Origin of the sequence: Sporolactobacillus kofuensis, assembly GCF_024125425.1 — a bacterium.
In the GTDB taxonomy this organism is placed as follows: domain Bacteria; phylum Bacillota; class Bacilli; order Bacillales; family Sporolactobacillaceae; genus Sporolactobacillus; species Sporolactobacillus kofuensis.
In genome coordinates this window covers 247,537-263,902 of record NZ_JAMXWN010000001.1, presented here as the reverse complement: position 1 = coordinate 263,902, position 16,366 = coordinate 247,537, and the positions used below count along the sequence as shown (strand labels likewise).

Sequence of the window (16,366 nt, the reverse complement as noted above, 5' to 3'; positions counted from 1 at the left end):
ACCGATCCTATAACAAACAATTATCTCTCCATATGAACAAAAAAGCGGGAATGCTCCCGCTTCTTTTCTGACTTATCGGCGCAGGCCCAATTTGTTAATGAGCTCGCGATATCTTTTGACATCATTTTCACGAAGATATGTGAGCAGGTTACGACGTTTGCCGACCATTTTCAGAAGTCCTCGACGTGAATGATGATCTTTCTTATGCTGCTTCAAGTGATCATTCAAAGCGTTAATTTGCTTTGTCAGTACAGCGATTTGTACTTCAGGTGAACCTGTATCATTTTCGTGAGTTTGGAACTCATGAATCAGGCTCGTCTTTTCTTCTTTTGTTAAAGCCACTTGATTTCACCTCCCTATCTCGTATCCCCTCAAGCGTCGCTGCCGCCGGTGATGCGTACAGCCAAGCATGGGTTCTTGTACGATATAAACCGTACTGAATTATGATACATGTTTTTTGTGGTTATTTCAAGAGATTGCTCAAAATAACTTATTAATTTGCATTTCTCAGTGTCTCAAAGTACTCACGAGTTTCCGATTTATCTTTTTCCATCTGAACAATCAAGGCATCTGCGCTGTCAAATTTCAATTCGGGCCGTAATCTTTTATACCAGTAGATCCCGACTTCCTTGTCATATAAATCCCCATTGAAATCCAAGACATACACTTCAACTGTTTTTATCGCTTCATTTTTATCGTAGAAAGTAGGTCTGAGTCCGACACTGCACACCCCATCAAGTGGCTTCCCGTCCACGTTGAGTTGAACCGCATAAACACCGTTCTCCGGGATTAGAAATGCTTCGTTCTCATCCACATTCGCTGTTGGAAAACCCAGTGTACGTCCGCGCTTGTCACCGTGGATAACAATACCCGTCGTTTCGTACGGCTTGCCGAGCAAATCTGCTGCTTCTTCAACTGCGCCATGCTCAATTAAAGTACGAATATGAGTTGTACTTACTTTCTCTCCGAACAGTTCCACTTTTGGCACCGTAGTGTAACTGAACATGCTGCGTGAATAATCACCGATATTATTCATATTCCCGGCAGCTTTGCGTCCAAAAGTAAAATCATAACCTGCAACAACATGCTTCGCGTGCAGCTTAATTAGATATTGATCAACAAAATTTTGTGGGGACAATTGACTGAGCGTCAGATCAAACTTTACAAAAACCAGCGTTTGAACACCCAGTTTTTCGATCAACTTTGCTTTGATCAATTGCGGGGTCAATTCATTCACCCTTTTTGCATCAGGACGCAACACCACAGAAGGATGTGGATAAAAAGTCATAACCACCGGTTCAAGTCCTTTTTCCTTCGCAATTGTGACTGCCGTCTTTATCACCTTTTGATGGCCGAGATGAACCCCATCAAAATATCCTAACGCAATGACCTTTTCCTGGCTGTCCATTTGATCAATAAATGGCTGATTATCTAAAAAAACGCGCTCCATATCAGGCACCTTCAATTCTTGTAAACTCATTCATAGGACTCAAAACATGTAGTCCGTTGATTAATCGGCGAGAACTTTATCCGGCTTAATCATGCCGGGTTTCTCCGGATGTAGCTGATAGATTGCGAGACACTTACCTTGGTTATCGAATACGGCATGTGGCCCTTTTTCAAAGTGATTCGGTTTAGGCAAGACAGCCCCATGACCCACTTGTTTTGCTGTTTGTTCATCGACCACCCAACGATCCATCAAGTTCAGTCCGTATTCTAAAGGTCTCAAGCAATTTTCAAATTGATGTTCATCCAAGAGTTGCTCGATTTGATCAAAAGTTACACATTCATGAATGCCAAATGGACCTGCCTGAGTTCTTGTCAAACGAAATAAGTGCGCGGGGTAACCCATTTTCTTTCCAATATCAACAGCTAATGTGCGGATATAGGTACCCTTACTGCAGGATACTTTAAAAGGAATATCCGTTGTAAAGGAGGATGTCCGGCCTTCTATATCAAGAGCGTAAATCTTAACTTTCCGACTAGGTGGCGTTATCGTAATTCCCGCTCGTGCATACTCATAGAGTTTCTTTCCATTCACTTTTACAGCACTATACATGGGCACAGACTGCTCAATTTCACCAAGAAAAGACTGAAACACTTTTTCCACATCAACTCTACGGATCGGACCTGTGACCGGTTCGCACTCGATCACTTCACCTTCCGCATCTTCAGTTGTTGTCGACGTTCCAAGTCGAACGATTCCTTGATACGTTTTACTATATTCCAATAAATACTGAGCAATTTTTGTTGCTTTTCCAAGACATAACACGAGAACACCATCTACAGTAGGATCCAGAGTTCCCGTATGACCTATTTTTTTAAATTTTAACAGCTTTCTAAGCCGAAAGACGCAATCATGAGAGGTCATGCCGCGTGGTTTGTAAAGAGGCAACAAGCCATTATACTCAGGCATATATTCCCCTCCTCAACTTATTATAAAGCGCAAACAGACCGCATGTTCTCGGAACAAGTCGGTCTTTTGCGTACTCATTATTCATCTTCATGATGCAACTTATTGATCAATTGATCGATGTGACTGCCATATTCAACAGACTCATCAAATTTGAACTGAATCTCAGGCGTTTTTCTTAACCGAATTCGTTTCCCGATTTCACTTCTTACAAAGCCCTTTGCCTTCATTAATCCTTCAAGCGAGGCTTTCTTCTTCTCCTCATCTCCGAAAACACTAATATAGACAGTAGCTTCTTGAAGATCTCCGGTGACATCTACCCCTGTGACAGTCACAAAACCGACGCGAGGATCCTTGATTCGGTTCCCAATAATGTCACTCATTTCCTTCTTCATTTGCTCGGCGACACGATGTACCCTTAAATTGGCCATGGAGTCACCCTCCTTCTTAGAACCATTCATAGACGGTATTTATTCTTTCAATATCTGTCCGAAAGTCAATTAATGATAGTGCACGCGCAAGATTGCGTTCGACTTGCACTTTTGACGTTCCGACTGAAACAAAAGCAAGTTCAGTATGCTGCCATGTGTCTTGGTAATCCGTTTCGCTAGCAGAGAGATTATGATTGTTTACTGCTTTTCGAAGAATACTCAAGAGTACAGCACGCTTTTCTTTCAGTGAATGTGTTTCATAGAGCAAGCATTCACATCTTGCTAAACCAATGATCACTTCGGTTTAACTTCTTCCATCACGTAGGCTTCCATAGTGTCGCCCTCTTTGATGTCATTAAAGTTTTCCAGAGTCACACCACATTCAAATCCTGCCTTAACTTCTTTAGCATCATCCTTAAATCGTTTAAGCGTGTCAACATGTCCTTCGTAAATAACCACACCATTTCTCACGAGACGAATACCCGCATCACGTGAAATCAATCCATCGGTTACATAACATCCGGCAATTGTACCGATCTTAGATACCTTGAAGGTTGTTCGTACTTCAAGCTGTCCAATGACTTTTTCTTTGAATTCAGGATCCAGCATACCTTTCATTGCTGCTTCCATTTCGTCGATGGCATCATAAATGACACGATACAAGCGAATATCTACCTTTTCTTCTTCCGCAACCTTTTGTGCGTGATTATCCGGGCGAACATTAAATCCAATGATAATTGCGTTTGAAGCAGATGCAAGGATAATATCCGATTCACTAATTCCGCCTGCCCCGGCATGAATGATATTTACTTTCACACCATCAACATCAATTTTCTTCAATGATCCGGAGAGTGCTTCGACAGAACCTTGAACATCGGCTTTAATCACGATATTGATTTCTTTCATTTCGCCTTCTTTAATCTTCTCAAACAGATCATCGAGGCTGACTTTACTTGTCGTTTCCTTACGTTCTGTAATCAGAGCGCGCTCTGCTCGAATTTCACCAATTTGGCGCGCTTTCTTTTCATCTTCAAAAACAACGAATTGATCACCAGCTTGCGGGACATTATTCAGACCGGTAATTTCAACCGGTGTTGAAGGCGTTGCTTTCTTGACGCGACGTCCGAGATCGTTAACCATAGCACGAACACGTCCAAATGTGTTGCCGACAACGATTGGATCACCAATATGAAGTGATCCATTCTGAACAAGCAGAGTTGCCACTGGACCTTTACCCTTGTCGAGTTCTGCTTCGATCACAGCACCCCGTGCACTCTTGTCAGGATTCGCTTTAAATTCTTCCATTTCCGCAACGAGCAAAATCATTTCAAGCAAATCATCAATACCCGTTCCTTTTTTGGCAGATATTTTGACAAAGATTGTATCTCCGCCCCAGTCCTCAGGAACAAGTCCTTGCTCAGACAATTCCTGCATTACATGATCGGGATTGGCATTAGGCTTGTCAATTTTATTGACAGCAACGATGATCGGCACTTTAGCCGCACGCGCATGATGAATGGCTTCAATGGTCTGAGGCATCACACCATCATCCGCTGCTACAACTAATACAGTAATGTCTGTGATTTCCGCACCACGTGCACGCATGGTTGTGAATGCCGCGTGCCCAGGAGTATCTAAGAAAGTAATTTTCTTTCCATTATGAACAACCTGGTAAGCACCAATATGCTGTGTAATACCACCAGCCTCACCTGCGGTAACTTTCGTATGCCGTATGGAATCAAGCAAAGTTGTTTTCCCGTGATCGACATGCCCCATGATTGTGACAACTGGTGGACGAATGACTGCTGTTTCTTCATCAATTTCCAGTCCATCATCTTCGAAACTTGCTTCATCCACAATTACTTCTTCTTCAACCGCAACACCATAATCACCGGCAAGCAACTCAATAGTATCCTTATCCAAATCTTGATTTTTAGTCGCCATAACGCCAAGTGCCATTAATTTTTTAATAATATCCGTTGATGGTCTACCAATTTTTTCAGCAAATTGACCGACGGTTAGTGACCCGGAAATCATTATCTTTTCTGGAAGCTTTATCTCTAGCCGCTGACGATTTGCCTGTTGTTGCTGGCCTCTTCTTCGATTATTCCGATTGCGGTTGTTTCGGCGTCCACCACCGAAATTGTTGTTTCCGCCATTATTATTGTTAAAACGATTTCTGTCATTATTCTGGTTGCCGAAGCTATTTCTTCCAGATCCGCTTCCAGACTTTCTATTGTTATTCGAATCGATTGATTTTACTTGTTGTGTGCTTCTATCCTTGTTCTTGTGTGCCGTTTCATTAGTGTTTGAATTTTTTTCTTTTGTTCTTGTTTGATTCACTGGGCCCTCTGCTTTGTTTTTATTTGGTTTAGCAGTCACATTTTGTGCTTGCGCAGCTTTACCGTTCATTTTTCGATTTAATTGATTCATTGCATTATCTGCAATAATAGACATATGGCTTTTTACTTCAAAGCCGAGCTCTTCCAATTTAGAAATAATATCTTTACTTGTCACATGATGTTCTTTAGCATATTCATACACACGCATTTTACTCATATATTCACCCCCGTGATGATGGTCCGATCCGTTCAATCAGCTGGCCTGCGAATCCACTGTCCGTGACCGCGATAATCACGCGTGACGGCTGGCCGATCGCCTGGCCGAGCACCTCTCTATCCGGTACGGTCAAAAGCGGAACGTGATAGAAATTACATTTATTTCCGATTGTCTTTTTTGTACGCTCTGAGGCGTCATCAGATAATAACACGGCTTTCGCTTTTCCCTGACGTATCATTCGAAGAACTGTCTCTTCTCCGGAACTTACCTTTCCGGCTCGCTGTGCGAGTCCGAGCAATGATTGCCAATTGTTATTGGTCATTGGCAGAATGTGTCTCCAAATAAGTCATCATTTCATCGAAAACTTGTTCTGGCACGGGAACGCCCAAATGCCTTGATAATAAATTTTTTGTTTGCGCTTTTCGGACACAGTCGACTTTTTTGGAAAGGTAGGCACCTCGTCCATTCTTTTTCCCTGTCAAATCTAGGAAAACTTCACCTTCCGGAGAACGGACAATACGAAAGAGGTTTTTTTTCTCTGCCGATTCTTGGCAGACAATGCATTTACGCAACGGAATCTTACGTTGCTTCGGCATAAAATGACCCCCTTAATCTTGGTCGGACTCAGAGGATTCTTCAGTGCTTAGAGTTTCCTGATCTTCTATTGGCTGATCCTCTGCCGGCTGTTCCGGAGCTCTTAATACACTATTCTCATCGAATAGTCCAAGCTCTTCTGCTTCTGATTCACTCTTAATATCGATTTTCCATCCGGTCAACTTTGCGGCCAGGCGGGCATTTTGTCCTCTCTTGCCAATGGCAAGGGATAACTGATAATCCGGTACGATAACCGTTGTGGCCTTGTCTTCCTCATTTACATTCACTTGTACAACTTTAGACGGGCTAAGTGCATTGGCAACGTAAGTGACGGGATCTTCCGACCAGCGAACAATGTCAATTTTTTCACCCTTAAGTTCATTCACAATTGTCTGTACACGAGCACCTTTTTGACCAACGCATGCACCAACCGCATCAACCGCTGGATCTGCAGCATATACAGCAATCTTTGAACGATCACCTGCTTCACGGGAAATCGACTTTATTTCAACAGTTCCGTCATAGATTTCAGGAACTTCCAATTCGAACAAGCGTTTTAACAGACCTGGATGTGTTCTGGAAACAGTAATCATTGGTCCTTTTTTTGCATCCTCGACTTTTGTCAAGTACACTTTAATCCGGTCATGAGGATGATAGGTTTCATTCGGCATTTGCTCTGATTGCGGCAACAATGCTTCAACACGACCAAGATCAACATAGATAAAACGATGATCCAATCTCTGGACAATGCCGGTCATGATATCATCTTCACGATCAATGAATTCCGAATAAATAACACTGCGTTCCGCTTCACGAACACGCTGTGTAACGACCTGTTTTGCAGTTTGCGCAGCGATACGTCCGAAATTACGTGGTGTCACTTCGATTTCAACCGTATCACCTACTTGATAATGCGGATTGAGGGTTTTTGCTTGTTCGAGTGAGATTTGCAAGTTGCCATTTTCAACTGCTTCAACCACGTCTTTTCGAGCATAAACTTTGATTTGACCAAGCCCTTCATTAATATCAACGCGTACATTCTGTGCCTGATCAAAATTGCGCTTATAAGCTGAGATCAGCGCTGCTTCCAATGCATCAAGCAGAATTTCTTTACTGATTCCTTTATCTTTTTCCAGCGCGGTGAGTGCATCTAATAAATCACTGCTCATTTTCTTCTCCCCTTTGTTCTCAGCAGTTCTATCCTAAAAAATGATTGCAAGTCGGCTGCTCGCAATCTTATCAAATGGTAGTGTCACATGTTCTACTCTCGTCTTATTTTTAATCGCGAGCACAACATAGTCCTTGTTCACTTCGGTAAGATTGCCTTCAAATACTTTATTTCCTTGAATCGGTTCATAGGTGGTCAGATGAACATCTTTTCCCACAGATTTTACGAAGTCCTCGAATTTCTTCAAAGGGCGTTCTGCTCCAGGTGAAGACACTTCGAGAAAATAGGCTTCTTTTATCGGGTCTTTCTCATCGAGAGCTTCGCTTAGTTTTTCACTAACAGCCGCACAGGTGTCTAAGTCAACATCGCCCTGAGGGTTATCGATAAAAACACGTAAAAAGTGATTTTTACCCTCTTTTACAAATTCGACATCAACAAGTTCCAGATTCAAGGCACGCAAAATCGGGGAAATTAATTCATCTGTTATCGTCCGGATAACGCTAGCCATTTTCAGCCTCCTTTTGAAAATGAAAGAGTGGGAAATTCCCACTCTTTGCAGACGAACTATTTCCAGTATTTCCATAAATACTATATCATACCCCTGTGTCCAAGGCAAGAATACAGCAAATCAGAAAAGAGACAGTTGATTCGCATCTGGCATCCCTTCGAGGCAACCTTGACCATCCAAGTATTCAAGGACTGTCTTAGAGACTTTTGCACGTTTCTGCAAATCTTCTTTTGATAGAAATTCTCCATCCTCTCGTGCTTTGGCAATTGCCTTTGCAGCATTCGTTCCCACGCCGGGGATCGCATTAAAAGGAGGAATCAGCGAATCGCCTTCAACAAGAAAACGTGTGGCATCTGAACGATACAAGTCAACCGCTTGGAAACTCAGTCCTCGTTCGCACATTTCTAGTGCAACTTCAAGAACCGTTAATAAACTTTTCTCTTTGGGAAGTGCGTCATTTCCCTTTTTCTCAATTTCGTCCATCTTGTTACGAATCGCATCCGATCCACGTTTCATGACATCGACATCGAAATCATCTGCACGAACAGAGAAATAGGTGGCATAGAAAAGAATTGGATAGTGAACCTTAAAATAGGATATCCGAATCGCCATTAATACATAGGCGGTCGCATGGGCTTTTGGAAACATGTATTTTATCTTTAGACAAGAGTCCATATACCACCCAGGGACGTTGTTCTCCTTCATTTCAGCGATCCAATCGTCATTTAAACCCTTACCTTTTCGTACCGATTCCATGATATTGAATGCGTGCGAGGGTTCCAGTCCCTGATGCATCAAATCAATCATAATATCATCACGACAGGAAATAACATCGCGCAAGACACAAGTCCCATCTTCGATCAATACTTGTGCATTGCCGAGCCATACATCGGTTCCATGTGACAAACCGGAAATTTGCACTAATTCTGCAAAAGTCGTTGGCTTAGTGTCTTCCAGCATTTGTCGCACAAACCGTGTCCCAAATTCAGGAATTCCTAGTGTTCCTGTTTTACAACGAATCTGTTCGCCTGTAACCCCTAATGATTCGGTGGTGCTGAAAATTTTCATAACTTCTTTATCATCAGTAGGGATCGTTTTCGGATCAATACCGCTCAAGTCTTGCAGCATGCGAATCACCGTAGGATCATCGTGCCCGAGAATATCCAGTTTCAGAATATTGTCATGGATGGAATGAAAATCAAAGTGGGTGGTTTTCCATTCCGCCGTCTTATCATCTGCCGGAAATTGGACCGGTGTAAAATCATAGATTTCCATATCACGGGGGACCACCACAATACCACCTGGGTGCTGGCCGGTCGTTCGTTTTGCACCGGTACATCCAGCTGCGAGCCGGTCACGCTCAGCACCTCTGAAACTTGAGCCGGTATCTTCCTCATAGCCCTTCACATAACCATACGCCGTCTTATCTGCAATTGTACCAATTGTACCGGCACGGTACACTTTATCCTCACCGAACAAGACCTTCGTATAGTTGTGTGCAACCGGTTGATAATCTCCTGAGAAGTTTAAGTCAATATCCGGAACCTTATCCCCTTTGAACCCAAGGAATGTCTCAAAAGGTATATCATGTCCTTCCTTTTTCATTGCTGTCCCACATTCAGGGCAAGCTTTATCAGGCAAGTCAAAACCACAGGCCACAGAGCCATCGGTAAAGAATTCTACATGATGACACGAAGGGCATAAATAATGAGGCGGCAGTGGATTAACCTCAGTAATTTCGAGCATGGTCGCAACCAATGATGAACCTACCGATCCACGCGACCCGACTAGATAACCATCAGACAGCGACTTCTTCACAAGTTTGTGTGCAATCAAATAAATGACAGAGAAACCGTGCCCAATAATACTCTTTACCTCTTTATCCAACCTTTTTTCTACCAACTCAGGCAGTTTCTCTCCGTATAGTGCATGTGCGCGACTATACGTTTTATCCTTGACCTCTTCTTCAGCGCCATCAATCGTTGGTGTGTAAAGTTTGTCTTTAACGGGTAGAACATCCTCTATTTGATCCACAATTGCATTCGGATTCGTCACGACCACTTGTTCCGCTTTTTCTTCACCAAGAAAGCTCATGCATTCAAGCATTTCATCGGTTGTTCGGAAATGGACATCCGGTTGAGTCTGCCGATTCAACGGATTAGCTGCTTGAGATGTAATTAAAATCTTTCGATAGATCTTATCGTATTCATCCAGATAATGGACATCACCGGTGGCGACGACCGGCTTATTCATTTTTTCTCCGAGTTTGACTAACTTGATCATGACATCCTTCAGTGCAAGTTCGTCCCTAACGATCCCTTTTTCCACAAGGTGATAATAATTGGAAGGCGGTTGAATCTCAATATAATCGTAGAATTCCGCCACTTTTTCGGCAAGTTCGGCAGACTTCTGCATCATCGTCTCAAATAATTCACCTTTATCACAACCAGACCCTACAAGAATACCTTCTCGATATTTCGTAAGAAGTGATCGAGGGATTCGGGGTACACGGTAGAAATAGGCAACATGGGAAAGTGAAATCAATTTATAGAGATTCTTCAACCCTGTTTGATTTTTCACGAGTAAGATGATATGTGACGGGCGAATCCGATCCAGGTTACCCTTTCCAAGATTATCATTAAGTTGGTCATGATAATTCATGCCTTTTTCTGCAGCATCTTTTAGCATTTTCCAAGCTAAATAGCCAGTTGCTTCTGTGTCATAAATAGCTCGGTGATGGTGCGTGAGCTCAATATTGAATGCTTTACAAAGTGTATCAAGTTTGTGATTTTTAAATTCAGGATAGAGAAAACGGCCCAGTTCCAACGTGTCAATAACAGGATTAACAGCTTTCTCATGACCTAATTTCTGATAGGCGGTATTTAAAAATCCCATATCAAATGTTGCATTGTGGGCAACCAAAATCGCATCCCCTGCAAACGAACGGAACTCTTCAACAACTTGATCAGCATCTGGAGCATCCGCAAGCATTTCATCGGTGATGCTCGTCAATTCGATTATTTTCTGTGGTAAGGGATGATGTGGATTGGCAAACTGATCAAACTTCTCGAGAACCTCACCATTTTTCATCTTAACCGCTGCAAGTTCGATAATCGTATCGTATACCGCAGACAAACCAGTCGTTTCCACATCAAAGACAACATAAGTTTCGTCAGCAAGAGCCCGATGCGCCATATTGTATGCAATTGGAACGCCATCATCAATGAGGTTTGCTTCAATACCATACACGACTTTAATCCCATTCTTTTTCCCAGCTGTGTAAGCTTCTGGATAGGATTGGGCAACACCATGATCGGTTATCGCGATTGCACGATGACCCCATTGTTTTGCTCGTTTAATTAATGCGGATGCGGTAACCACAGCATCCATTTGACTCATTACAGTATGTGCATGCAGCTCGACACGTTTCTGCCCTTCCGGTGCGGAATCCTTTTTCATATTCGGCGTGATTTCTTCGATATCGTTTGCTATCATCACCAAATCCCTTGCAAAACTATCATTTTGGACACCACCGCGTACTTTAACCCACATTCCTTTATGCAGCTTTCCAAACTTCTCTGCGTCCTCCTTATCACGGGAGAATACTTTCACCATTAATGAGTCGGTATAGTCCGTAATCTTAAAGAGGAGCAATGTACGTCCGCTGCGCAATTCACGCGTTTCCGAGTCAAAAATATACCCCTGTATCGTAATTCGACGTTCTTCATCCTGTATTGTTTCAATGGATACAGGTTCATCATGGATATCATAGCCAACCTTGAATGGTCCGCTCTCTTCATTTCCTGACGCATGATCAGCCTCTTGTTGCTTTTGACGTTCGATCATTGCCTGCACAACTTTCTGCTGATCTTCTGCTTCACGTTGTTTGACAAATGTATCATACGCCTTTGAACGATCTTCCGAGTTGATTTTCACATCTATGGAAACGGGCGGAAATCCGAAAACACGTAGTTTTTCATTGAGCGCTTTGGGAATTTTTCTTTTGATCAAACCTGATTCAGCTTCACTATTTGCAGAGAAAGTGATCAGGTGATCATGTACTTCAGGTTGTTGACGTGTGAGACAATCCTTCAATGAGGGATAATCTTCACAGAGTTGCGTGCATGCTACTGGCCAATACTGTTTGAGATATTGTTCAGCGCCTGCTGAATCACGGATATGAAAGGACATCGTTAGTGAAGAAACGACAGATTGAAAATGCTTTTGCAAACTGGATTCAAACCATTCATAGACTTGGTAAGGGAGCACACCGTTCAGCAAAAACTCAAAATGCCACCGCCGTTCACTGCGAAAGACAGATAATTTTTCAATTTCAGCTTGATTAAAATAGTCTTCAACCCATTGCTCAGGCGTTTCTAGATGCTCGAGCAAGAGCATCAGTCGATCATGATTGGAAGCAGGATCAGTCATATCCTTCTCTCCTTTCTTTCTATTATTCTACTAAATCAAAAAGCTGAAAGCTATGTGCTTATTCTTCTTTAAATGAATGATTGCAGCGATCTAAATAGAAAAAGGAGCTCTGCAGCTCCTTTCAATTGTCTATCTTTTAATCAAGTGTTTTCAGCAATTGATCCACTGTTTCCGGTAATGATACCGCTTGTGTTTCATTCCGTGCTTTATCTTTCCGTGTGGCAATTTCTACGATATTTTCGGATGCCTTTTTGCCAACAATTACTTGTACCGGGCAACCGATTAATTCACTATCCGCAAATTTGACACCTGGTCTTTCTTTACGATCATCCCAAAGAACATCATAACCTAAGTCAACAAACTGTTGATATAATTGTTCAGATAACTTGTATTGATCTTCATTCTTTGGATTTACAGTGATCAGATGAAGAGTAAACGGAGCAAGTGACTTTGGCCAAATCATTCCGCCTTCATCGTGATACTGCTCACAAATTGCTGAAAGCGTCCGTGAAACACCAATGCCGTAGCAACCCATGATCAATGGTTTTGCTTTTCCTTCTGCATCTAGATAAGTTGCATTCATCGCTTCAGAGTATTTCGTTCCAAGCTTGAAGACTTGTCCAATCTCAATGCCCTTTGCGAAGCGAATCGTTCCTTTTCCATCCGGTGAAGGATCACCTTCTTTAATAAAACGGAAATCATCATAAGCTACAATGTTCAGATCCCGTTCTGGATCAAGGTGGAGATAGGTGACATCTTCAAATTTATTATAAAGTACAGATTGAGACAAGTGCTTTACACCGTTATCCGCGAATACACGGACATTTGAATCAGTCTTCATTAAATTAAAATCTGCAGGGATGGGTTCAAGTAAGTCAGTCGCCATTACATTCTTTAATTTAACGTCATTCATTTCATCAGATGCTTTAATAAATACAACCACGGTTTCTGTTCTTGTTTTAAAGGCTTGAGCAATGATTTCCTGCTCATTCGCTTCCTGTTTTCCGGCTACCTTTTCTAATGGTTGTGTAGCTTCCTTCTCAGATGCATCCGTATCCAGTACTGCTGCCATCTCAAGATTTGCAGCATAATTTGATTGATCAGAATAGGCAATTGTATCTTCGCCAATCTCTGCTAAGGCTTGGAATTCGTGCGTATCTTTACCACCGATTGCACCTGAGTCTGCAAGTACCGCTCGGAACTTCAAACCGCAACGTTCGAAGATTCGGCAGTAGGCAGTGTACATCGCCCAATACGTCTTATCCAAACTTTCGGCAGAATCATGAAACGAGTACGCATCCTTCATGATAAATTCTCTTCCACGGAGCAGACCAAACCGTGGCCTTTTCTCATCGCGGTATTTTGTTTGTATTTGATAAAGATTCATTGGCAATTTTTTATATGAATTGAGGAAATCACGGACAAGACTTGTTATCAGCTCTTCTCCTGTGGCACCAAGCGCGAAATAACGACCGTGCCTGTCCTTAAGCCGCATTAATTCCGGACCATAAACATCCCAGCGCCCGGTTTCATGCCATAATTCAGCAGGTTGCATTGCCGGCATCAGTAATTCTTGAGCACCTGCACGATCCATTTCCTCACGAATAATCGTTTCGATTTTCTTAATTATTTTATAGCCAAGTGGAAGGTACGAATAAACACCCGAAGCATTCTGTCTGATAAAACCGCCACGTAAGAGCAATTGATGGCTTGCTGATTCAGCGTCTGCTGGTGTTTCCTTCATAGTTGGAATAAACATTTGGCTTTGTTTCATTGTGACCACCTCAACTGTATAAACTCAAATTCATAAAACAAAGTGCGCCTAGCGCGAAAAAAGGTTCTGCAAATCATTCCAGGTGACCAGCAGCATGAGTAGCATAAGGAATGCAAAGCCGATAAAATGAACAAGCGCTTCTTTCTGCGGTTCCACCGGCTTTCCTCGCAATGCCTCCAAAATGAGAAAAAGCAAGCGTCCGCCATCAAGCGCAGGAAGCGGCAATAGGTTGATTACTGCCAGATTAACACTGAGGAATGCAGTCCAGTTTAAGACAAAGAATAAACCTTGAGCAACCACCTCACCGGTCGCATGATAGATACCTACCGGTCCTGCTAATTTATTGAGATCAAACCCGCCGGTTACCAGCATCTTCAATCCAACTAGCTCCATTTTCACCCAATAATAGGTTTGACTAAAGCCTGCACCTACTGATGCAATAAAGGAATGCCTCGTTGGTTGATAGACACCAATAACGCCTTCAAACTTACCATTTTCGCCTTTGCGTTGACCTGTTATTAACGATACTTGTTTCTGACGACCGTTACGTTCAACTGTTAAATGAATGTTTTCTTTTGGATGATCGCTCACATAATTGACAATCCCCTGCCAGTTCATTGTCCGGTGTCCATCAATTTGAACAATACGATCACCGGCAACTAAACCAGATTTTTCTGCGGGATAACCATTAATTACTTTCCCCAGCACAGGTTCATTTGATGGAACGCCCTGAATACTGAAATAAATAATGAAGATGACCACGGCTAAGATCAAGTTCATGAGCGGCCCGGCAAATATGGTTAGAAACCGTGCGAGCAGCGGTTTGGAAGCAAATTGGCGATCACGTGGTGCAATTTGGAAGTCTTGATTATCGGCTAGATAGGTTGCATCACGGTTCACTGTATAGCTGACAAGAGGCCCATCCTCTTGTTCATATCCGGACAGGATAAGTTTCTCATCAAGATCACATCTCTCAACCGTAATAAATCGTGCATCGGGATGCTTTTCTAAGTGATCACTGACAATTCTTGAAACATGTCCTCTTCTATCCAAGTAGACCCCAATACTTTGCCCAGGTTTCACTTCAAAAGTTTCAGGATCTTCACCCGCCATACGTACGTAGCCGCCAATTGGGAGCAAACGCAAGGTATAGACTGTCTCGCCTTTCTTAACTGCAAAAATTTTCGGGCCAAATCCAATTGCGTACTCACGACACAAAATTCCCGAGCGTTTGGCAACGATTAAATGGCCAAATTCATGGATCGAAACGAGAAGTCCGAAAATGATCACAACGATAATCAAAGTTTCCAAGAGCTTGACACCTCTGCTTTTACATTATTTGTTTCATGACAAAAGCGCGGGTTTCCTTATCAACGGCTTCAATGGTCTCTAGATCAGGCATCTGAATCCTATCGTGCTGATCAAGCGCCATTTCTACATACCGTTCGATATCCAGAAACTTAATTTTTCCGGAAAGAAAAGCCTGAACTGCTGTTTCATTTGCAGCATTCAGCACAGTTGGCATTGAACCGCCAATTTTTCCCGCATGATATGCTAATGATACGCTTGGATAGCGTTGCATGTCCACTTTTTGAAAATGCAAACTTCCTATTTCCCATAGATTCAGTTGCTTGGTTTGTTTTAGCTCAAATCGTGAAGGATAGGTCAGTGCGTATTGAATCGGGACAAGCATGCTTGGCATACCCAATTGAGCAATGACACTATGATCAGCATATTCAACTAATGAGTGAACAATACTTTCTCTGTGGATAATCGTATCTATTTTTTCGTAAGGCATATCGAAGAGCCAATGCGCTTCAATAACTTCGAGCCCTTTATTCATCATAGTCGCTGAATCGACCGTTATCTTTGCACCCATTGACCAGTTCGGGTGGTTTAAAGCATCTTCAATGGTCACTTCGGAAAGCTCGTCACGGCTTTTGTCTCTGAAGCTGCCTCCTGAAGCAGTCAGGATTAATCGTGAAATAGCTGAGCGGTCCTGTCCTTGCATTGATTGAAAAATCGCTGAATGCTCACTATCAATAGGCAGTATGGAAACACCGTGCTCAGCTGCACTTTTCATGACCAAGTGTCCCGCAGTGACAAGTGTTTCTTTATTTGCAAGCCCTATCGTCTTCCCTGCTTTGATCGCTGCAAGCGTGGGCTCTAATCCAATACTCCCAAGAACAGCATTAACAAGTAGATCACTTTCTGGATGCACTGCTGTCTCAATCATACCTTCAACACCATAAACTAAACGAATATGTGAATCCAATTGATTGCTGAGTTGATCAGCGATCTGTTTGTTTTTCACAGCAACAAGTTTTGGTTGAAATTCATGGATTAAAGGCAGAGCAGTCTTAATATTCTCGCCAAATGCAAGCGCTACAACCGAAAAATGTTCGGGATGTTCACGAATAACATCTAGGGTTTGAAGGCCTACTGAACCTGTCGCCCCAAGTAAACTAATCTTCTTCAAGACAATTTC

14 protein-coding genes are annotated in these 16,366 nt (G+C 42.5%); all 14 read right to left on the bottom strand.

Annotated features, from left to right (window positions below; all coding sequences use genetic code 11):
* Nucleotides 1-72 precede the first annotated feature (72 nt).
* The 14 genes from rpsO to NIE32_RS01200 all read right to left on the bottom strand — a co-directional run bounded on the left by rpsO (nucleotide 73) and on the right by NIE32_RS01200 (nucleotide 16,357).
* Nucleotides 73-342: a 30S ribosomal protein S15 gene (rpsO, locus tag NIE32_RS01265; RefSeq protein WP_023508861.1), complete on the bottom strand. Its 270-nt coding sequence runs from the start codon at nucleotides 340-342 to the stop codon at nucleotides 73-75.
* A gap of 151 nt (nucleotides 343-493) precedes the next feature.
* On the bottom strand, nucleotides 494-1,450 hold the full coding sequence (locus NIE32_RS01260; RefSeq protein WP_253052183.1) for a bifunctional riboflavin kinase/FAD synthetase: 957 nt from the start codon (nucleotides 1,448-1,450) through the stop codon (nucleotides 494-496).
* A 60-nt stretch (nucleotides 1,451-1,510) separates the two neighbouring features.
* The gene (gene truB, locus NIE32_RS01255) at nucleotides 1,511-2,416 is read right to left on the bottom strand and encodes a tRNA pseudouridine(55) synthase TruB (protein WP_253052181.1); all 906 of its coding nucleotides are present in this window, start codon (nucleotides 2,414-2,416) and stop codon (nucleotides 1,511-1,513) included.
* A 77-nt stretch (nucleotides 2,417-2,493) separates the two neighbouring features.
* Nucleotides 2,494-2,844 carry a 30S ribosome-binding factor RbfA gene (rbfA, locus tag NIE32_RS01250; protein ID WP_253052179.1) on the bottom strand — a complete coding sequence of 117 codons (351 nt, stop codon included), beginning with the start codon at nucleotides 2,842-2,844 and terminating at the stop codon, nucleotides 2,494-2,496.
* Between the two features lie 16 nt (nucleotides 2,845-2,860).
* Nucleotides 2,861-3,139: a DUF503 domain-containing protein gene (locus NIE32_RS01245; protein ID WP_253052323.1), complete on the bottom strand. Its 279-nt coding sequence runs from the start codon at nucleotides 3,137-3,139 to the stop codon at nucleotides 2,861-2,863.
* Nucleotides 3,139-5,403 carry a translation initiation factor IF-2 gene (infB, locus tag NIE32_RS01240; protein ID WP_253052177.1) on the bottom strand — a complete coding sequence of 755 codons (2,265 nt, stop codon included), beginning with the start codon at nucleotides 5,401-5,403 and terminating at the stop codon, nucleotides 3,139-3,141. Before infB ends, NIE32_RS01245 begins: the two co-directional genes overlap by 1 nt.
* A gap of 4 nt (nucleotides 5,404-5,407) precedes the next feature.
* Nucleotides 5,408-5,725 carry a YlxQ family RNA-binding protein gene (locus tag NIE32_RS01235; RefSeq protein WP_253052175.1) on the bottom strand — a complete coding sequence of 106 codons (318 nt, stop codon included), beginning with the start codon at nucleotides 5,723-5,725 and terminating at the stop codon, nucleotides 5,408-5,410.
* Entirely contained in the window at nucleotides 5,715-5,999 is a 285-nt protein-coding gene (rnpM, locus tag NIE32_RS01230; RefSeq protein WP_253052173.1) for an RNase P modulator RnpM, read from the bottom strand. Before rnpM ends, NIE32_RS01235 begins: the two co-directional genes overlap by 11 nt.
* A 12-nt stretch (nucleotides 6,000-6,011) precedes the next feature.
* The gene (nusA, locus tag NIE32_RS01225; RefSeq protein ID WP_253052171.1) at nucleotides 6,012-7,166 is read right to left on the bottom strand and encodes a transcription termination factor NusA; all 1,155 of its coding nucleotides are present in this window, start codon (nucleotides 7,164-7,166) and stop codon (nucleotides 6,012-6,014) included.
* 33 nt (nucleotides 7,167-7,199) lie between these two features.
* A complete protein-coding gene (rimP, locus tag NIE32_RS01220) occupies nucleotides 7,200-7,673 on the bottom strand; it encodes a ribosome maturation factor RimP (RefSeq protein ID WP_253052169.1) in 474 nt (157 codons plus the stop codon).
* 120 nt (nucleotides 7,674-7,793) lie between these two features.
* Complete coding sequence (locus NIE32_RS01215; RefSeq protein ID WP_253052168.1) at nucleotides 7,794-12,104, bottom strand: PolC-type DNA polymerase III; 4,311 nt, start codon at nucleotides 12,102-12,104, stop codon at nucleotides 7,794-7,796.
* 136 nt (nucleotides 12,105-12,240) lie between these two features.
* A complete protein-coding gene (locus tag NIE32_RS01210; protein WP_253052167.1) occupies nucleotides 12,241-13,878 on the bottom strand; it encodes a proline--tRNA ligase in 1,638 nt (545 codons plus the stop codon).
* Nucleotides 13,879-13,926: 48 nt separating this feature from the next.
* Entirely contained in the window at nucleotides 13,927-15,189 is a 1,263-nt protein-coding gene (rseP, locus tag NIE32_RS01205; protein WP_253052165.1) for an RIP metalloprotease RseP, read from the bottom strand.
* Between the two features lie 19 nt (nucleotides 15,190-15,208).
* A complete protein-coding gene (locus NIE32_RS01200; RefSeq protein ID WP_253052163.1) occupies nucleotides 15,209-16,357 on the bottom strand; it encodes a 1-deoxy-D-xylulose-5-phosphate reductoisomerase in 1,149 nt (382 codons plus the stop codon).
* Between the last annotated feature and the right edge of the window lie 9 nt (nucleotides 16,358-16,366).